Origin of the sequence: Streptosporangium sp. NPDC000396, from assembly GCF_042898655.1 — a bacterium.
Taxonomy (GTDB): Bacteria; Actinomycetota; Actinomycetes; order Streptosporangiales; family Streptosporangiaceae; genus Streptosporangium.
On sequence record NZ_JBIAZA010000056.1, the window covers coordinates 1 to 17,379 of the forward strand.

Annotated in this window: 17 protein-coding genes and 2 pseudogenes; 9 read left to right on the forward strand and 10 right to left on the reverse strand. The window is 68.7% G+C overall.

Annotation, left to right across the window (positions count from 1 at the left end; translation table 11 throughout):
* Nucleotides 1–285: 285 nt before the first annotated feature.
* The 5 genes and pseudogenes from ACFY2X_RS45835 to ACFY2X_RS45855 form a co-directional block, all read right to left on the reverse strand.
* Nucleotides 286–534 (reverse strand): helix-turn-helix domain-containing protein, encoded by a 249-nt coding sequence (locus tag ACFY2X_RS45835; RefSeq protein WP_389951404.1) that lies wholly within the window; start codon nt 532–534, stop codon nt 286–288.
* Nucleotides 517–869: pseudogene (locus tag ACFY2X_RS45840) on the reverse strand (recombinase family protein); the annotation flags it as partial. The gene ACFY2X_RS45835 and the pseudogene ACFY2X_RS45840, both read right to left, overlap by 18 nt.
* A gap of 292 nt (nt 870–1,161) precedes the next feature.
* Nucleotides 1,162–2,901, reverse strand: coding sequence for a dihydroxy-acid dehydratase (locus ACFY2X_RS45845; protein ID WP_389951351.1), 1,740 nt, complete (start codon nt 2,899–2,901; stop codon nt 1,162–1,164).
* A 21-nt stretch (nt 2,902–2,922) separates the two neighbouring features.
* Complete coding sequence (locus ACFY2X_RS45850) at nt 2,923–3,681, reverse strand: SDR family NAD(P)-dependent oxidoreductase (RefSeq protein WP_389951354.1); 759 nt, start codon at nt 3,679–3,681, stop codon at nt 2,923–2,925.
* 9 nt (nt 3,682–3,690) lie between these two features.
* Nucleotides 3,691–4,437, reverse strand: a complete 747-nt coding sequence (locus tag ACFY2X_RS45855) for an IclR family transcriptional regulator (RefSeq protein ID WP_389951357.1) — start codon at nt 4,435–4,437, stop codon at nt 3,691–3,693.
* A gap of 69 nt (nt 4,438–4,506) precedes the next feature.
* Here ACFY2X_RS45855 and ACFY2X_RS45860 point away from each other — a divergent pair, with 69 nt between their 5' ends.
* Entirely contained in the window at nt 4,507–5,163 is a 657-nt protein-coding gene (locus ACFY2X_RS45860) for an RraA family protein (protein WP_389951359.1), read from the forward strand.
* Nucleotides 5,160–6,794, forward strand: coding sequence for an alpha-amylase family glycosyl hydrolase (locus ACFY2X_RS45865; RefSeq protein WP_389951361.1), 1,635 nt, complete (start codon nt 5,160–5,162; stop codon nt 6,792–6,794). The genes ACFY2X_RS45860 and ACFY2X_RS45865 overlap by 4 nt, the downstream gene beginning before the upstream one ends.
* A 37-nt stretch (nt 6,795–6,831) precedes the next feature.
* On the opposite strand, the gene ACFY2X_RS45870 is transcribed toward ACFY2X_RS45865, so the two are convergent.
* The gene (locus ACFY2X_RS45870; RefSeq protein WP_389951364.1) at nt 6,832–7,431 is read right to left on the reverse strand and encodes a TetR/AcrR family transcriptional regulator; all 600 of its coding nucleotides are present in this window, start codon (nt 7,429–7,431) and stop codon (nt 6,832–6,834) included.
* Between the two features lie 91 nt (nt 7,432–7,522).
* Here ACFY2X_RS45870 and ACFY2X_RS45875 point away from each other — a divergent pair, with 91 nt between their 5' ends.
* Nucleotides 7,523–8,218, forward strand: coding sequence for an SDR family NAD(P)-dependent oxidoreductase (locus tag ACFY2X_RS45875; protein WP_389951367.1), 696 nt, complete (start codon nt 7,523–7,525; stop codon nt 8,216–8,218).
* 97 nt (nt 8,219–8,315) lie between these two features.
* On the opposite strand, the gene ACFY2X_RS45880 is transcribed toward ACFY2X_RS45875, so the two are convergent.
* The gene (locus tag ACFY2X_RS45880; protein WP_389951370.1) at nt 8,316–9,299 is read right to left on the reverse strand and encodes a helix-turn-helix transcriptional regulator; all 984 of its coding nucleotides are present in this window, start codon (nt 9,297–9,299) and stop codon (nt 8,316–8,318) included.
* A gap of 93 nt (nt 9,300–9,392) precedes the next feature.
* On the opposite strand from ACFY2X_RS45880, the gene ACFY2X_RS45885 reads away from it, so the two are divergent.
* Complete coding sequence (locus tag ACFY2X_RS45885; protein ID WP_389951372.1) at nt 9,393–9,791, forward strand: VOC family protein; 399 nt, start codon at nt 9,393–9,395, stop codon at nt 9,789–9,791.
* A 140-nt stretch (nt 9,792–9,931) separates the two neighbouring features.
* Here the strand turns inward: ACFY2X_RS45885 and ACFY2X_RS45890 are convergent, their stop codons facing one another.
* Complete coding sequence (locus ACFY2X_RS45890) at nt 9,932–10,627, reverse strand: GntR family transcriptional regulator (RefSeq protein ID WP_389951374.1); 696 nt, start codon at nt 10,625–10,627, stop codon at nt 9,932–9,934.
* 182 nt (nt 10,628–10,809) lie between these two features.
* On the opposite strand from ACFY2X_RS45890, the gene ACFY2X_RS45895 reads away from it, so the two are divergent.
* A complete protein-coding gene (locus ACFY2X_RS45895; RefSeq protein ID WP_389951377.1) occupies nt 10,810–11,343 on the forward strand; it encodes a YbhB/YbcL family Raf kinase inhibitor-like protein in 534 nt (177 codons plus the stop codon).
* A gap of 8 nt (nt 11,344–11,351) precedes the next feature.
* Nucleotides 11,352–11,525 (forward strand): annotated as a pseudogene (locus ACFY2X_RS45900) (iron dependent repressor, metal binding and dimerization domain protein); the annotation flags it as partial.
* A 131-nt stretch (nt 11,526–11,656) separates the two neighbouring features.
* Here the strand turns inward: ACFY2X_RS45900 and ACFY2X_RS45905 are convergent.
* Together ACFY2X_RS45905 and ACFY2X_RS45910 are read right to left on the reverse strand one after the other, a co-directional pair.
* Nucleotides 11,657–12,562: an ROK family protein gene (locus tag ACFY2X_RS45905; RefSeq protein WP_389951379.1), complete on the reverse strand. Its 906-nt coding sequence runs from the start codon at nt 12,560–12,562 to the stop codon at nt 11,657–11,659.
* Nucleotides 12,563–12,676: 114 nt separating this feature from the next.
* Complete coding sequence (locus ACFY2X_RS45910; RefSeq protein WP_389951381.1) at nt 12,677–14,029, reverse strand: ROK family transcriptional regulator; 1,353 nt, start codon at nt 14,027–14,029, stop codon at nt 12,677–12,679.
* 176 nt (nt 14,030–14,205) lie between these two features.
* Here ACFY2X_RS45910 and ACFY2X_RS45915 point away from each other — a divergent pair, with 176 nt between their 5' ends.
* From ACFY2X_RS45915 to ACFY2X_RS45925, 3 genes are read left to right on the forward strand one after another with little or no spacing between them, the layout of a single operon-like run.
* Nucleotides 14,206–15,570 carry an extracellular solute-binding protein gene (locus ACFY2X_RS45915; RefSeq protein WP_389951384.1) on the forward strand — a complete coding sequence of 455 codons (1,365 nt, stop codon included), beginning with the start codon at nt 14,206–14,208 and terminating at the stop codon, nt 15,568–15,570.
* The gene (locus ACFY2X_RS45920) at nt 15,567–16,499 is read left to right on the forward strand and encodes a carbohydrate ABC transporter permease (protein ID WP_389951386.1); all 933 of its coding nucleotides are present in this window, start codon (nt 15,567–15,569) and stop codon (nt 16,497–16,499) included. The genes ACFY2X_RS45915 and ACFY2X_RS45920 overlap by 4 nt, the downstream gene beginning before the upstream one ends.
* Nucleotides 16,500–16,554: 55 nt before the next feature.
* A complete protein-coding gene (locus ACFY2X_RS45925; protein WP_389951388.1) occupies nt 16,555–17,376 on the forward strand; it encodes a carbohydrate ABC transporter permease in 822 nt (273 codons plus the stop codon).
* Nucleotides 17,377–17,379 lie beyond the last annotated feature (3 nt).

Consider the following 17,379-nt stretch of genomic DNA (forward strand, 5'->3'; position numbering starts at 1 on the left):
CGCACGACCCATCGGCGACCAACTACATACCGTGACACCTTCCGCCCCGCTCCACCGGAATACACGACAGTGAATTACGCGAGGTCGCCAGAGTGGCACCCCATGACGACCTGCCCGACGGCGTCGCGGCCCGCCGCTGGATCACCGTGGCGCTGTATCCGGACGAGCTGGGCTGGCTGCGCGAGGCCCTGGCCCTCAACACCGCCGACGACGAAGACGAAAGACGAACTGGAGTTGCTCGACTGAGCGGGCCGCACCGGGGCGGTTGCCGGCTGACCGCCCCGATCAGCCTGACGGGGTCTTGTTCCCCGCCGCCCGCTCGACCGCCCGGTACACCGTCGAGCGGGCCACCCCGAACAGCTCGGCCAGCTCGGCGCTGGTGTGCTCGCCCGCTTTGTGCAGCGCCACCAGGTGCGCCTCCTGCCGCGCGTTCAGTTTCGGCTTCTTACCGCGCAGCCGTCCCTTGGCCTTGGCAATCTTCATTCCCTCGCGAGTCCGCATCCGGGCCAGGTCCGCCTCGAACTCCGCGACCATCGCCAACGCGGTGAACAACAGCTTGCCGATCGGGTCGGTCGGATCATGGATCGACCCGCCCAGGTTGAGCTTCACCTCGCGGGCGGTCAGTTCCTTGGCAATGTCGTGGGCATCGGCGACCGACCGGGCCAGCCGATCCAGCTTCGTCACCACCAGCTCATCACCGGCCCGGCACACCGCCAGGGCCTGGGCCGGGCGCGGTTGGTGCCGGTCAATCCCTTGTCGACGTAGATCCGGTCGGCGCTGACGCCGAGCTCGGCGAGCGCGTCCAGTTGCGCGGTGAGATCTTGTTCGTCGGTGGAGACGCGGGCGTAGCCGATCATGAGACCGGTCATGGGCGCCACTGTAGTGTTTGACCCCCGCTCATCGGGCACTTCATCGGGCGGGGCTTACGGGACACGCCGACCTGGGGCGCAGTACCGTCGTCGCCCCCCGCGAAAGCGCCCGGTGAGCGATCCCCTAACGGGACACCAGCACAGACTCCCAACCATCACCGTCTCGCCGTCATTCAAGATCAACTATTTGGCGGCCGGTGCCACGGTTCTTACCAACACCCCGACACGGCTCGTGTGAGCCTCGGGTACGCCGTCCGATCGATCGACGCCACCCGAACCTCCGGAAATCGGATTACCAGCCGCCGTGCCATCCGCTCAGCAGGCCCGTTGGCAGAGGGGTGGTGTCCGCGTCGGTTTCCGGCTCGTGGAAGGCGAAATCGCAGCCCTGATCAGCCTGCAGCACGTGCCCGGTGTAAAGGCGGGTCCAGCCGGACGCGCCGGTAAACGTCTGGGGCGGAGCCTCGCGGAGCCTGAGCTTGATCTCACTGTCGTCCACATCCAGGTGCAGACGCCGTGCGGGGACATCGAGGTCGATGAGGTCGCCATCGCGGACGGCCGCCAGGGGGCCACCTACGGCGGACTCGGGGGCGACGTGGAGGACGACGGTCCCATACGCTGTTCCGCTCATCCGGGCGTCGGAGATGCGCACCATGTCGGTGACGCCCTCGCGCAGCAGCTTCGCGGGAATCGGGAGCTGTCCCCATTCCGGCATGCCCGGCCCGCCGACGGGACCCGCGTTGCGTAGGACGAGTACCGAATCGGCGGTCACCGGCAGCGCGGGATCGTCGATTCGTGCGGCCAGGTCGGAGACGCTGTCGAACACGATCGCGGGCCCGCGATGGCGAAGCAGCCGGCCGGAGGAGGCCGACGCCTTGATGACCGCGCCGTCAGGTGCCAGGTTGCCGCGCAGCACCGCCAGGCCGCCGGGGCCGCTGAACGGTTCGTCGAGCGTGCCGATCACGCGGCGGTCGGGTGAGACGGGCGCGTGAAGCTGCTCCTGCAGCGTGTGGCCTGTCACGGTGAGAGCGTCTGTGTGCAGCAGCGGCTCCAGCTCGCGCAGCAGAGCCGGGACGCCACCGGCGCGGAAGAAGTCTTCGAACAGGTGCTCGCCCGCGGGCCGGACGTTGACGAGAAGTGGCGTACGCGCCGCGGCGGTGTCGAGGTCGTCGAGCGAGAACGACGCACCGCTGCGCCTGGCAAGCGCGAGCAGGTGGACGATCGCGTTGGTCGATCCGCCGATCGCGGTCAGCACGGTGGCCGCGTTGAGCAATGCGGCGCGAGTGATGATCTGACGAGGGCGCGGTCCGGAGCGCGCGAGGAACACCGCACGAGCGCCGGCACTTTCCGCTGCGGCGTATCGCCGTGCGTCCCCGGCAGGAATGGCCGCCGAGCCGGGCAGTGCAACGCCGAGGGTCTCCGCGAGCGCGGCCATGGTGGACGCGGTGCCCATCTCGGTGCAGTGCCCGACCCCGGGTATGGCCGCCTGTTCCAGTTCGGCGAACTCGGCATCGCTCATCTGCCCTGCGCGCAGCCGGTCGGTGTAGCGCCATAGATCGGTGCCGACGCCGAGACGCCGTCCGCGGAAGACGGCGGGTGCGGCAGGGCCGCCGGGCACCATCACGGCGGGTACGTTGGCCGAGGCGGCGCCCATGAGCTGCGCTGGGATGGTCTTGTCACAGCCGCCCAGGAGCACGACCGCGTCGAAGGGATAAGAGCGCAGGCTTTCCTCGATGTCGATGGCCATCAGGTTGCGATACAGCATCGCGGTGGGCTTCATGAGGTTCTCGCCCAGGGAGATCGTCGGGAACTCCAGCGGCAGGCCGCCCGCCTGGAGCACGCCCCGCCGTACGGCGTCGGCGAGCCCGCGAAAATGCGCGTTGCAGCTGACCAGCTCCGACCAGGAGTTGGCGATGCCGACGATCGGTCGGCCGGACAGCGCGGCCTGGGACAGCCCCGTGGCGCGCAGTGAAGCTCGGTGCAGAAACCCCGGCAGGTCCTCACCCGCGAACCATGCGGCACTTCGCAGCGACACGTGATCGGCTCCCTTCGCGGTTCAGTAGATCCGGGCCAGCAGGCCGCCGTCGACGACGAGATCGGTGCCGGTGACGTAGGCGGCGTCATCGGAGGCGAGGAAGAGCGCCGCGGCGGCCACGTCGTCGGGTGAGGCGAAGCGGCGCAGCGGGTAGCGCTCGGCGAGCTGCGCGCGTGCGGCCTCGGGATCGGGCTGGAAGGCGAAGAAGTCGTCGAGCAACTCGGTCTCCACATCGCCTGGGCAGATGGTGTTGACGCGGATGCCCTCAGGCCCGTGGGCGGTGGCCAGCGCCCGGGTCATGGACCGCAATCCGCCTTTCATCGCGCCGTAGGCCGGCATGTCCGGGTCGCCCACGATGCCGAGCAGGGACGCGGTGATGACGATCGAGCCGCCGCCCCTTTCCCGCAGCGCCGGCAGAGCGGCCTGTACGCCGAGGTAGACGCCGCGGAGGTTGACCGAATGCAGCCGGTCCCACTGCTCGGGGCCGGTGTCCTCGATCCGGCCCATGATCTGCACCGCCGCGTTGGCGTGCAGGATGTCGAGCCCGCCGAACCGGCGGACGGCCTGTTCGACCATCCGCGCGTTGTCGCAGGGGGATGCCACGTCCGCGGCGATGCCGAATGCGTTGGCGCCGATCCGCCGCGCGAGCTCCTCCACCGCCTCGGCGCGTCGGTCCACGCAGGCCACCGAGGCGCCTTCGGCGGCGAACCTGGCCGCGGTCGCGGCTCCGACGCCGCCGGCCGCTCCGGTGACGATCGCTACTTTTCCTGCCAGCCGCAATGGTCCTCCTTATTGGTTGGTCTTGATCTGCATCGACAGTCGCGCGCAAGCCTCGTGCACCGCTTTGCCCACCTGTGGCCACTGCGTCCTGGGCAGGCGGGCCGCCACCGCCGACACCGAGATCGCGCCGATCGGCCGATCGGCGCGGCCGAGTACGGCAGCGGCCAGGCAAATGCCCCCGATTTCGGACTCCTCTTCGTCCAGGGCGTAACCACAGGCGCGTGCATCGTCAAGAGCTGGGCGCAGCTCCGCCAGCGTGGTGCAGGTGGACGGGGTCAGCCGCGCGTACGGCTCCTGCCCTAGCAACGCGCCCCACTCCCGTTCCGGCAACGCGGCCAGGATGGCCTTGCCAATCGCGGTGGCGTGCGGAGGCACCCGCTCACCCAGCGTCGTGGTCAGCCGGATGGCGTGCGCGGCGTCCACGGTGTCCGCCCACACGATGCGCCCGCGCCGCAGCACCGCGAGGTTGATCGTCTCACCGGTGAGCCCGGACAACTCGGCCAACACCGGCACGGCCAGGGGAATCAGCGAGCCGGAGTCCGAGCGCGCCATCAGATCGTTCAATGCCGGACCGAGCCGGTACTCGTGCGTTTGCGGCATGTGCCGGACATAACCGCGCTCCTGTAGCACCGCGAGCAGTCGGTGCACGGTGGCGCGAGAGGCGCCGAGCCGCTTGGCCAGCCCGGCCAACGTCGTTTCCCGACCCTCGGCCAGGAGCTCCAAGGCGTCGAGGGCGCGCTCCAACGAGCTGGACATCTCACACCTGTCTCATATAGTGCAACAGACTTGTTTGCATATATGAGATTAAAGCAGCAGACTCCCGGTATGCCACAACCCTCCCTCCGCCAGCTGTTCTCGACCGTCTCCAGCGCGCTCGCGGCCGACGCGCTCGACCAGCTGAACCTGAGAAACCAGTGCCTGGCCCCGGACGTCGTCCCCCTCGCACCCTCACACACGCTGCTCGGCCCGGCCTTCTGCCTACGTGCCGAGCCGGCCCGCGAGATTCGGCCCGCCGTGCCGTACCAAGGACTGCTGCATGCGATGGAACACGTCCAAGCGGGTGAGATCGTCGTGTTCGCCACCGGCAGGTCCGACGCGGCGGGCGTATGGGGAGAGCTGATCACCACCGCCTGCCACGCGCGCCGCGTCGCCGGAGCCCTGACCGACGGCCTGGTCCGAGACGCGGCAACGCTGGCCGGAGGGCCCTTCCCGATCTTCAGCCGGGGGACGGTTCCCTACGACAGCAAGGGCAGACTTGACGTGGTCGCGCACAGCGAGCCCGTCACGCTGGACGGCGTGCTGATTCGGCCGGGCGACGTGCTGATCGGCGACCTGGACGGGGTCACGGTCATCCCGGCCGAAGTCACCGGCCGCGTCGCCGAGCTGGTCGCGGACAAGCGCGCGGCCGAGGACTCCTTCCGCGCCGCAGCCGCCGAGAGCGGCTCGCTCGCCGATGCCTTCCAGCGGTACGGCGTCCTGTGACAACCGCAACCTGGTGGAAGCATGGCGCGATCTACCACATCTACCCCCGCTCCTTCGCCGACAGCAACGGCGACGGCGTAGGCGATCTGCCGGGCATCACCGCACACCTGGACTACCTGTCCCGGCTCGGTGTCGAGGCGATCTGGCTATCGCCGTTCTACCGCTCCCCTCAACGCGACTTCGGCTATGACATCACCGATCACACCGATGTGGACCCGCTGTTCGGCACCCTCGCCGACTTCGACCACCTGCTGGCCGAAGCACACCGCCACGGGCTGCGCGTGATCCTCGACTTCGTGCCCAATCACACCTCCATCGACCATCCGTGGTTCGCCGCGTCCCGCACGTCCGCAGACGACCCCATGCGCGACTGGTACATCTGGCGCGATCCAGCAGACGGCGGGCCACCCAACAACTGGCGCGCGGTCACCGGCGGGCCGGCCTGGACCCTCGACCCGCGGACCGGCCAGTACTACCTGCACTCGTTCCTGCCCGAGCAACCCGACCTGAACTGGCGCCACCCTGAAGTACGACGAGCCATGCACCGGGTGATGCTGTTCTGGTTGGATCGAGGCGTCGACGGCTTCCGCATCGACATGGTGGACTACCTGCTGAAAGACGAACACTTCCAGGACGAGCCACTCGACGGGCACGGCAGCTACGAACCCGCGCTGGCCCGCCACCAGCTCAACCAGCCGGGCACCCTGGAACTACTCAGGGAACTGCGCGACATCACGGACGGCTATCCCGGGCGGGTGCTGATCGGCGAGGTGGAATACCGGCTCCCGCTTCCCCGTCTGGTCAGCTACTACGGCCAGGACGACATGCTGCACCTGCCGATCAACTTCTGGCTGCTGTTCACTCCCTGGCGGGCGCACGACCTCCAGACCTTCATCACCGCCTACGACCGCGCGCTGCCCGGGCACGCCTGGCCCAACTGGGTGCTGGGCAGCCACGACATCTCCCGCATCGCCACCCGGCTCGGCCGCGACCAGGTACGCATCGCCCTGATGCTGCTGTTCACCCTGCGCGGCACACCAGTGCTCTACTACGGCGACGAACTCGGCATGACCGACGTGCCGATTCCCCCACACCAGGCACGCGACCCCTGGGAGGGCCGGGACCCGGCCCGCACCCCGATGCCCTGGACCTCAGCGCCCAACGCCGGATTCAGCCCGCCCGAAACCCAGCCATGGCTGCCGCTGGGCGACCCATCCGTCAACGTCGCCGCCCAGGCGGCCGATCCCGGCTCGATCCTCAACCTCACCCGCGCCCTGCTGGGACTACGCCGCGGACACGCCGCGCTGAGGGACGGGTCGTACCATCCTGCGCCCGCCCCCGATGGTGTGCTCGCCTACCGGCGCAGCCATCCCGACGAAGAAATGCTGATCACGCTCAACCTCACCGGCTCGGCCCTGGACATCCCGATCCCAGGAAAAACGCTGCTGTCCACCCACTCGGGAACACCCAGATTGCTACGCCCTCACGAGGGACGCATCACCGTGCTCAGAGCCGCGGGGGATGTCTCCGAGGCCGGACAGGCTCTGGCGACCATCGGCGTACCGGGCCGGCACGAACGAGGTCGGCGCGCCCTCGCGCGCAAGTCGGGGCACTTCGGAGCTGGACGCTGACAGCACGGCGTCGATCTACGACATGCTGGGCGAACCCTCAATCGGTGCAGGGCCTGAGCAGGTCCTCGACAAGGGTGTCCACCAGGTCGCGGGGGATGCTCGACCCGGTCAGGGCGCAGTAGAGGATCGGGCCGACAAGAGCGTTGATCGTTGCGTCGGACCCGAGTCTGGGCGCGATCTCGCCGGCGTCGATTGCGCGCGCGAGCATGTCGCGTTCTTGGTCACGGCGTGGACCGAGATAGCGCTCGTGAAAGCTTTTGGCCGTGCCGGGATCATGCTGTGCCTGGGCGATGAGTGCGAGCAGGACCTTGCCGGCAGGGTCGCGGGTGAGGAATCGCGTGAAGCTGCGCAAGTAGCCACGGATGCTTTCCGCCGTAGGCTTCTCCGTGGGGACGGGAAGGCGCTTGTTGCTGTCTTCGATGAGCGTGTCGAGGAGGATCTCGACCTTCGAGGGCCACCAGCGGTAGATCGTCTGCTTGGCGACGCCGGCGCGACGCGCGATTGCCTCGACGGTCAGAGCGCCGAAGCCGTGCTCGACGAGCAGATCGTCCGCGGCATGAAGCACAGCTAGACGTGCGGCCTCGTCGCGCCGGTTGCCGGAGCGCGGCCTGCGGGGCTGAGAGCTGGCGGCGGGCATACGAGACACAATACCCGTCAGCAGCCCCCGCGACATTGTCTAGACGCGACGACTCGTCTAATCTAAGTTTCCCCATCGCGAAGGAGTGAACGTGTCCGCCACGTCCAACCGCCAAGCTCTCATCATCGGAGCCTCCCGAGGGCTAGGGCTCGTCCTCGCCGACGAGCTCGCTCGACGCGGCTGGCGAGTCATCGCCACGACGCGCCGGAGCGGCGGCGAGTTGCAAGCGAATGCCGATGCCTGGAATGGCCGGCTGAAGGTCGAATCGTTGGAGATGACAAGCTCCGAGCAGCTAGCCGCTCTGCGCGAGCGCCTGGAAGGCTGTCGACTCGATCTGCTCTTCGTCAACGCTGCAATCGACCGGGGCGATCTGCCGATCGACGAGGTCTCGGCCGACATGTTCACCGAGGTGATGATCACCAACGCGTTGAGCCCGCTGCGCACCCTTGAGGCCCTCCGCGGACTCGTCGCGCCCGGCGGAACCGTCGCGGTCATGTCCTCTGAGCAGGGCAGCATCTCGCGAAACACCGAGGACGGCTATGAGCTCTACAAGGCCAGCAAGGCCGCGCTCAACCAGCTGATGCGCAGTTACGCCACCCGCCATGCCGACGACGGACAGACCAAGCTGCTCATCGACCCCGGCCACAACCAGACTCGGCTCGGCGGACCCGGCGCGCCCCTCACCCCCCAGGAGAGCATCCCGGCCGTCGTCGACGTCCTCGAAGCGCAGGCCGGCGCGCCCGGCCTGCAGTTCCTGGATCGCCACGGCGAGATCGTCCCGTGGTAGAGCTCCAGGCCAAGTGGGATGACCGGGGCGACAGCCGTCCCGCGCCTGTGAGGAGGACACTCGTCCCGGCTACGCCTACACCTCCTACCCCAGCCTTTCAGGCTTGGCGGGCGTAGGACGTGAGGCGGTCGGCGAGCGCGATGACGAGGTCGCGTAGTTCGTCGGGGCGCTCGATGACGAATGGCCGATCGAGTGAGGCAAGCACCGCAGGCAACCAGTCAAGCCGTTCGGCCCGTAGTTCGACGTGGTGCCAACGCTCGGTTGCTAGATCCTCTCCTGCGGTGGGCGCGGACTCCTCCACGCTCGCGACGCCAGCAGGAAGGCGGGCGCGGATCTGCTTGACCGTCCCGTGGATCCGCAAAGTCACCTCGTGCCGATAGGACGCTGTGGCGAACCCTGACAGGACGCGCTGTGCCGGGTCCGGTCCGGCAGGTTTCTCGAAGGAGCCGGGCAGGGCTCTGGCGTCATTGATGCGGTCGAGGCGGAAGGTCCGGTTCTCGCCGATCTCGGGGTCCACACCGGTGACGTACCAGCGGCCCGAATGGCTGACGATCCCGTAGGGGTGCAGGGTGCGGTCGCTGCGCCGACCGTCGCGATCGGTGTACCTGATCGCGACGGGGCGGCGGTGGCGTACCGCATCGGCGATGGTGAGCAAGGTCCCGGTGTCCGGGGTGGCGGACTCGCCGGACGGCTTGGTGAAGGCGAGGGATTGCTGGACCGTGTCGAGCCTGCGGGCGAGACGTTCGGGTAGCACCCGCCGGATCTTGGCCGCTGCCGTCTCGCTCGCGGTGTCCGCCGCCAACCCCGTACGCTGACCGGCGATCAGACCAAGCAGTACGGCGAGCGCCTCGTCATCGTTGAGCATGAGCGGCGGCAGCCGGTAGCCGCGGGCGAGGCGGTACCCGCCGTAGCGGCCGCGCACTGCCTCGACAGGCACGTCGAGGTCGATCAGCTGGTCGACATACCGTCGCACGGTGCGGCCGTCGACGCCGATCCGGTCGGCGAGTTCGGCGATCGTCCGGGTGCCTCCTGACTGCAGCAGTTCCAGGAGAGTAAGCACGCGGCCGGTGGGGCGAGACATGATCATGAGCCTACAGACAATAGTGGACCGATTCTGTCCACTATTAGGTCTAGCGTGCGAAGAGCAAAGCCCCACGAGCCTAGGAGGAACGCCATGGACTTCGTTTCGATCCGCATCATCACCGGTGACGTCGCACGCCTTGTCGAGTTCTACGAGAAGGCCACCGAGGTGCAGGCGGTCTGGTCCACTGAAGACTTTGCCGAGCTCAAGACCCCCGGCGCCACTCTGGCGATCGCCAGCACCCGCACTGTCCCGCTGTTCGCTCCGGGGTCTTCCCGCCCGGCCGACAACCACAGCGTGATCATCGAATTCCTGGTCGACGACGTGGACCGCGTGTACCAGAACCTGACCGGCTTCATCACCGACTTCGTCACCGAGCCCACCACGATGCCCTGGGGCAACCGGTCGCTGCTGTTCCGCGACCCCGACGGCAACCTCGTCAACTTCTTCACCCCGGTCACCCCGGCAGCCGTCGCCAAGTTCTCTCGATGACGCCAGACGCACCCGCCTACACCCAAGTGCTGGAATCCCAGGGCTCCCGTGTAGCGACGGCTCCGCTTCGACGACCAGCACTTCGTTTTCGCTTCCGGAGATCGTCCAACGCATTGGGCGGCGCCGTACGACGGTAGGCGTCAGAATCCTTCTCCCTGTTCGTCGTAGGAGCAGGAGGTCAGGCCGGCGACGGTCAGAGTCAGGTGCTTGGCCAGTACTTCGGCGGCGGTGTCGGCGTCGCGGGCCAGGGTCGCCTCCTCCAGGCGGCGGTGTTCGGCGGTGCCGTCGCGGTCGGGTGTGCGTTGGGCCGACCAGCGTCGGGCCAGTTCGCTGGCCGTCCACAGTCTGTCGAAGGTGTCCAGCAGCACAGGGTTGCCGCATCCCTCCAGCAGTGTCCGGTGGAAGACGCGGTGGGCTTCGGACCACGCGCTGCTGTAGTACGCGCCCTCCTCCGGTGCGTACACCGGGGTGCGGACCAGCCGGTGGTGGGCCGCGCGCACCCGTGCTTCCCAATCGACGTCGCCGCGCTCGATCGCCAGGCGCAGCATGACCGGTTCGATCGTGCGGCGTGCCTCGGCGATCTCCTGCCAGCGCCGATCGGAGAAGCCTGGGACCGCGAAGCCGCGGTTGGGCAGCCGCACCGCGACGCCCTCGCCGACCAGCCGTACCAGGGCCTCGCGGACGACCGCCAGGCTGACCTGGTGCTGCTGGGCGAGCTCCTGCGGCTTGAGTGCTTCGTTCGGGACGTACTCACCACTCATGATCGCTTCACGAAGCCGGGCGTGAACACGCTCGGAGAGCATCTGCTTCGTCGATGTGTCGGCTGTCTGTGTCATGTCCACATCATAGACGATTCATCAAATAATCGATTATTCGTGTTATTGTCGATGATGTCCGGACGGTGTCCTCGATGGCGCCGTTGCGGCCGCCTGCCGTCACCGTGAGACGTCTCCCGCAACGAGCGATTGCCGCGGGCCGGCATGTTGACTGACCCACCATCTCTGTAGAGGAACATGCGATGAGCGCCAATGACCCCTTTGCCCGTCTCCCCGAGGTGCCCTCCTTCATCGTCACCAGCACCACGCTGAGCGACGGTGCCCCCTGGCCCGCTGAGCAGATGTCCGGCGGCGTCCCGGGCGGCAAGGACGTCTCTCCGCAGCTGTCATGGAGCGGCGCCCCCGAGGGGACGAAGAGCTATGCCGTGACGGTGTACGACCCGGACGCGCCGACCGGCTCCGGGTTCTGGCACTGGGCCGTGGCCGACCTCCCCGCCACCGTCACCGAGCTGCCCGAGGGTGCGGGCGACGAGACCGGCTCGGGCCTTCCCGAGGGCGCCTACCAACTGCCCAACGACGCCCGCGTGGCGCGCTTCATCGGCGCGGCCCCGCCGGCAGGGCACGGCCCGCACCGCTACTTCATCGTGGTGCACGCCCTCGACGTCGAGACCATCGGCGTCCCGGCCGAGGCCACCCCTGCCTACCTCGGCTTCACCATCGCCGGCCACATCCTCGGCCGTGCGGTCCTGACCGCCACCGCCGAAACCCCCGCCTGACGAGCAGCATGACCGGACTCATCGACACCACGGAGATGTATCTCCGCACCATCCTGGAGCTCGAGGAGGAAGGCTGGGAGCACGTGATGAGCGAGGCCGTCGAACGCCGCGTCCTGGAGCTGCTGCGGCACCCGACGGAGTCGCCCTACGGCAACCCGATCCCGGGCCTGGAGGAGCTCGGCCAGAAGAGCACCCGTGACGTCGTCGCCCGGCGGCGTGATGGTCGGCAGCGGCGGGGAGGCCACCGAACTCCCCACGCAGACCGCCGTGCACGTCTTCGTGGCCAAGCGCTGAGCCCAGCCGGGTGGGGCGGTCAGGGGAGTAGGACCATGCGGGCGGCGCCGACCAGGCCGCCGTCGCGGCCGAGGGCGGCGGGGGTGACCTGTATGCGGCGGACGTAGCCCAGCTTGGCGTGTCCGGCGACGGCGCGGCGCAGCGGGGCGAACAGCACCTCGCCCGCCCCGGCCACCCCGCCGCCGATCACGACCTGGTCCAGGTCGCAGATCGTGGCCACCGAGACGATGCCGCGCGCCAAGGCGTCGGCCGCACGCTCGAACGCCGCCAGGGGGACCGTCTCGCCGTCACGTGCCGCCTCGGCCAGCTGTCGCGCGTCAAGCCCGTTCCAGCCCTGCTCGCACGCCCAGCGGACCATCGAGGGCCCGCTGGAGATCGTCTCGACGCAGCCGATGCCTCCGCACGGGCAGGGCGAGCCGGCGGGGTCGACCGAGATGTGCCCGATGTGCCCGGCGTTTCCGGTGGGCCCGGCGAAGGGGACCCCGTCAAGGACGAGCCCGCCGCCGATGCCGGTGGAGACGACGATGCCGAGCATGGTGGCGCTGCCGCGGCCGGCGCCGCGCCAGTGCTCTCCGGCCGCCGCCGCCACCGCGTCTCCCACCAGGCGGGAGGGCACCCCCGGAACGATCTCGGCCACGTGGGCGAGGATCGGGAACCCGCGCCAGGCGGGGATGTTCACGGGGCTCACCGTGCCGGCGAGCAGGTCGAGCGGCCCGGCCGAGGCGACGCTGACCGCGAGCGGCGGGGCGTCTCCCGCGATCTCCTTCAGCAGGCCCGTCAGCGCCGCGCTGACCACCTCCGCCCGGCCGGCGGGTGCGACCGGGGTGGGCACCTCCTTGCGCCGGATGACCGCGCCGTCCTTGTCGATCATGGCTGCGGCCAGCTTGGTGCCGCCGATGTCGGCGGCGAGCACGTACGGGGTCATGGTCTCCTCGTCGCGGGAAGGTGATGGGCCGGGCCGATGGTAGGGGAGCACGGGTCTTTCGAGAGAGGCGGGTCGAGCCGGGAAGCGGCGGGAGCCGGACCAGTGATCAGCATCTCAGGAAGTGAGGAGTGTGCCCAGGCGGGGGGCGTAAGTGGCGTGGAAGACCAGGGAGGCGGCTCCGATCGCGGCGGCGTCGGCGGCGATGGGGGAGATCTCGACCTGCACCTTGTGGAGCCGGCGGGTCACGGCACGGGTGGCGACGGCGTCGGCGATCACCTGCCGGTAGATGGTCGCGGCCTCGTGCATCGCGGGCCCCCCGAGCACCAGCAGGTCGATGTCGAGCATGTTGACGATGCTCACGGCGGCGTCGGCCAGCCGTGCGGCCGCCTCGCCGATGACCTCCCCGGCGAGCGGGTCGCCCGCCGTGGCCGCCGCGCAGATGGCGGCGTGGTCGGCGCCGGGCGGCAGCGTCGTCACGACCGCCGGGGAGGACGGCGTGCCGGTTCCAGCAAGAAGGGCGCTCGCAGACGGGCCCGCACCGCCTGAGGCGATGGGGGTGTCCGGGGACGGGTGCGCACCGTCTGAGGGGACGTCCGGGGACGGCGGGGTGGTGCCGGTGGTGGCGAGGGCGGTCAGGCGGCTGCGGAAGGTGGTTTCTATGGCGCTGGGGCAGCAGATCGCTTCGACGCAGCCCCGGTTGCCGCAGTAGCACTCGGGCCCGTCGGGCACGACGGTGATGTGGCCGAACTCGGCCGCGTTGAGAGAGCGGCCTCGGTAGATCTGGTTGTCGAGGAACAGCCCGCCGCCGATGCCCGTGCCCAGGTAGAGGTAGGCGAAGCTCGGCGTGGCGCGGGCCAGGCCGGCCCAGCGCTCTCCTATCGCGGCGGCCGCGGCGTCGTTGTCGAAGGTCACCGGGAAGCCGATGTGCTCTTCGAGAAGGCTCTTGATGGGTACCTGGTCCCAGCCGGGCAGGCGCGGCGGGTTGTTTATCACGCCCTCGGCGTCGAGCGGTCCGGGGCAGGCGAGGCCGATGCCGAGCACCTTGCCGTCGGGCACCCCGGCGTCTTCCAGCATGCGCCGCGCCGTGGCGGCCATCTGCCGGATCACCGCCTCAGGGGCGAGGCCTGGGCGGAGACCGGTGTGGAGCTTGGCGACCGGTTCCCCGGCGAGGTCGGCGAGGACGTAGGAGACCTCCCCGGGGTCGAAGTGGATGCCGACGGCGTACCCGGCGGCGGGGGAGACCCGCAGGATCGTGCGGGGCTTGCCGCCGCTGGAGGGAAGCGAGCCGTCCTCGACGACGAGCCCTTCCTCCAGCAGCTTGCGCACGATGACGGAGACGGTCTGGGCGGTGAGTCCGGTGCGCTTGGCGATCTGGACGCGGCTGATGCCGTCCGACACCTGGATCGCCTCCAGTACGACGGCACGGTTGAACGTGCCGACCTTCGGCAGATTCGTGCCGACCTGCATCTGTGCCTCCACCTGGCGCCCTTCACGGTCACGACGAATATCCCATAGACCGTTGACTTAGTAAATCAAAAAGACTTAAGTTCTCGTCACCAAAGCGACACGGCCGCGACAGGCCGACGGGTCAGTCCGGCGCGGAGGTCGGGGCCGTGCTGCGAAGGACCAGAGAAGGAGCCTCGATGAGACGAGCAATGGTGGCCTCGGCGCTGGTGATCGCGGTCGCCGCCACGACCGGCGCGTGCGGCGGCGGCGCGGCCGGCACGGACGGCGGCGGCAAGGAGATCGAGGTGCTCTACGGGCTGGACCCCGCGCGGCCACACCTTCAGAACATGCTCAAGAAGGCCAAGACACAGTTCGAGGCCGCGCACAAGGGCCTGACCATCAAGCTTACGGCGGTCCAGGGCACCACTGAGGACTACTACACCAAGCTCGCCCTGCTCAACCGCTCACCCGACTCGGCCCCCGAGGTTTACCTCCACGACACCTTCCAGGTCAACGCCGACGTCGCCGCCGGCAAGCTCGCCCCCCTCGACGACTACCTCAAGAGCTGGCCCGACTGGACCGCCCAGTACCCCGACTCGGTGAAGCATGCCGCCAGGGGCCTCGACGGCAAGACCTACGGCGTCCCCATCAGCACCGACACCCGCGGCCTGTGGTACAGCAAGGACATCTTCGCCAAGGCCGGCCTCACGGTGCCGTGGCAGCCCAAGACCTGGGCCGACGTGCTCGCCGCCGCTCGCGCCATCAAGCAGAAGGTCCCCGACGTCATCCCCTTCAACATGTACTCCACCAAACCGCTCGGCGAGGCCGCCACGATGCAGGGCTTCGAGATGCTGCTGTACGGCACGCCTGGCGGCACGCTGTACGACGACGCGCAGAAGAAGTGGGTGGCCTCCAGCAAGGGCATCACCGACTCGCTCGGCTTCGTCAACACGATCTACCGCGAGGACCTCGGCCCGAAGAAGGCCGACGCGTTCAACCCCAAGCTCGGTGACAAGGTCAGCCTGGAATGGTTCCCGAGCGGCAAGCTCGGCATCGCCCTCGACGGCAACTGGTTGGCAGGCGCCTGGATGTCCAGCACCAAGCCCTGGGCACAGTGGACCGAGAAGGTGGGCTGGACTCCCATGCCCACCCAGAACGGCGAGGCGCCGGGCGCGGTCAGCTTGTCCGGCGGCTGGGCCATGGCGATGAGCGCCTACGCCGAGGACAAGAAGGACGCCTTCGACTTCATCGCCCTGGCGACCAACAAGGACAACACTCTGCTGTACTCCATCGGTTCCGGTGACCTGGCCCCGCGCAAGGACGTCGCCGCCGATCCGAAATACTCCGGCAGCAACCCCAGCGTGAAGTTCTGGACCGACCTCGCCTCGGTGACGCACTACCGCCCGGCCTACGAGGTCTATCCGAAGGTCTCCGCCGAGGTGCAGAAGGCCATGGAGGCCGTGACCTCCGGCTCCAAGGCCCCCGAACAGGCGGCCAAGGAGTACGCCGAGACGCTTCCGGCCGTCGTGGGCGGCCCTGACAAGGTCGTCTCCGGCTCATGACGGTCACCACCATGACCCCGGCATCGAGTTCGGCGCGGCTTCCCCAGCAGGGGGAGTCACGCCGGCGGCCCGGCTCGGCGCTGCGGCGGCTGCTGCCGCTCCTGCCCGCGCTGGTCCTGCTCGTGATCTTCATGGCCGGGCCGATCCTGTGGAGCGTCTACATCGCCTTCACCAACGAGACGCTGACCGGCTCCGCTTCGGTGAACTCCAGGTTCATCGGGTTGGCGAACTTCATGAAGATGTTCGGCGACGAGGACTTCCGCCACTCCTTCCTCCTGACGTTCGTCTTCGTGATCGGCTCGGCGGTCGTCGGGCAGAACACCCTCGGCTTGATCATCGCGCTGCTCCAGCGCGGGCGGGGCCGGGCGATCAGGAGCGTGGTGAACGGCGTGGTGATCGCCGCGTGGGTGGTGCCCGAGGTGGTCGCGGCGGCGTGCTGGTTCTCGTTCCTCTCCGAGGAGGGCACGCTGAACGAGTTCCTCGGGGTGTTCGGGCTGTCCCAGGAATGGCTGTACAGCGCGCCCATGGTCGCGATCATCCTGGCCAACATCTGGCGCGGCACGGCCTTCTCGATGCTCGTCTACTCGGCGGCGCTCTCGGATGTCCCCGGCGACCTGCTGGAGGCGGCGTCGGTCGACGGGGCGAGCACCTGGCGGCGGTTCGTCAACGTGACGCTGCCGCTGATCCGCCGCTCCATCCTGTCGAACCTCATGCTCATCACCCTGCAGACGCTGGCGAGTTTCGGCCTCATCTACGCCCTCACCGGCGGCGGCCCCGGCACGGCCAGCCAGACCACACCCCTTTACATGTACGAGCAGGCGTTCCGCTACTTCGAGATCGGGTACGGCAGCGCGATGGCCCTGGTGATGCTCGTCATCGGCGCGGCATTCTCCCTGGTCTACCTACGGCTGATCAAGGTGGAGGCCTGATGGACCTGCTGGCCGTCCCGATGAGGGAAGCCGCCGTCCGAAGGGGGGAGTGCGCATGACCCGCGCGGCCGCCCGGGTCGCGGCGCTCGTCTCGCTCGCGCTGATCACGCTGGCGTTCCTCGGCCCGTTCCTGTGGGTGGTGCTCGCCTCGGTGCAGCCCGGCGCGAGCCTGACCGCCAAACCCACCTTGGACTTCTCGTTCAGCAATTTCGCGGCGGTGCTCAACTGGGAGACCGTCTACCGTCCGGTGCTCAACTCCATCGTCATCTCCGGCGCCACCGCGATCCTCACCGTCGTCGTGTCCGGGCTGGCGGCCTATCCGCTCTCCCGGTACAAGCTGCGCTTCAAGCGCCACTTCTTGCTGACCCTGCTGTTCACGACGGGGCTGCCGGTCACGGCCGTGATGGTGCCGGTGTACGCGATGTTCTTCCGATTCAACCTGTACGGGTCGGTCCCAGCGATGGTGCTGTTCCTGACGGCGAGCTCGCTGCCGTTCTCGATCTGGATGATGAAGAACTTCATGGACGGCGTGCCGGTGAGCTTGGAAGAGGCCGCCTGGGTCGACGGCGCGGGATGGGTGCAGTCGCTGGCCCGTGTCGTGGCCCCGCTGATGGCCCCGGGGGTCGCCGTCGTCGCGATCTTCGTCTTCGTCGGCCAATGGGGGAACTTCTTCGTCCCCTTCGTACTGCTCGACACACCCGAGAAGCAGCCGGCGGCGGTCACCATCTACACGTTCTTCTCCCAGTACGGCCAGGTCGCCTACGGCGAGCTGGCCGCCTTCTCCATCATCTACACAGCCCCGGCCGTGGTGCTCTACGTCGCCGTGAACAAGTACCTCGCCGGCTCGTTCAGCTTCGCCGGATCAGTGAAGGGTTGACCC

Bases quoted from the DNA above. Each gene is read 5' to 3' on its own strand.
- ACFY2X_RS45835 (WP_389951404.1), bottom strand. From the start codon at position 534: ATGGTCGCGGAGTTCGAGGCGGACCTGGCCCGGATGCGGACTCGCGAG.
- ACFY2X_RS45855 (WP_389951357.1), bottom strand. From the start codon at position 4,437: ATGTCCAGCTCGTTGGAGCGCGCCCTCGACGCCTTGGAGCTCCTGGCC.
- ACFY2X_RS45860 (WP_389951359.1), top strand. From the start codon at position 4,507: ATGCCACAACCCTCCCTCCGCCAGCTGTTCTCGACCGTCTCCAGCGCG.
- ACFY2X_RS45870 (WP_389951364.1), bottom strand. From the start codon at position 7,431: ATGCCCGCCGCCAGCTCTCAGCCCCGCAGGCCGCGCTCCGGCAACCGG.
- ACFY2X_RS45880 (WP_389951370.1), bottom strand. From the start codon at position 9,299: ATGTCTCGCCCCACCGGCCGCGTGCTTACTCTCCTGGAACTGCTGCAG.
- ACFY2X_RS45885 (WP_389951372.1), top strand. From the start codon at position 9,393: ATGGACTTCGTTTCGATCCGCATCATCACCGGTGACGTCGCACGCCTT.
- ACFY2X_RS45890 (WP_389951374.1), bottom strand. From the start codon at position 10,627: ATGACACAGACAGCCGACACATCGACGAAGCAGATGCTCTCCGAGCGT.
- ACFY2X_RS45895 (WP_389951377.1), top strand. From the start codon at position 10,810: ATGAGCGCCAATGACCCCTTTGCCCGTCTCCCCGAGGTGCCCTCCTTC.
- ACFY2X_RS45905 (WP_389951379.1), bottom strand. From the start codon at position 12,562: ATGACCCCGTACGTGCTCGCCGCCGACATCGGCGGCACCAAGCTGGCC.
- ACFY2X_RS45910 (WP_389951381.1), bottom strand. From the start codon at position 14,029: ATGCAGGTCGGCACGAATCTGCCGAAGGTCGGCACGTTCAACCGTGCC.
- ACFY2X_RS45915 (WP_389951384.1), top strand. From the start codon at position 14,206: ATGAGACGAGCAATGGTGGCCTCGGCGCTGGTGATCGCGGTCGCCGCC.
- ACFY2X_RS45920 (WP_389951386.1), top strand. From the start codon at position 15,567: ATGACGGTCACCACCATGACCCCGGCATCGAGTTCGGCGCGGCTTCCC.
- ACFY2X_RS45925 (WP_389951388.1), top strand. From the start codon at position 16,555: ATGACCCGCGCGGCCGCCCGGGTCGCGGCGCTCGTCTCGCTCGCGCTG.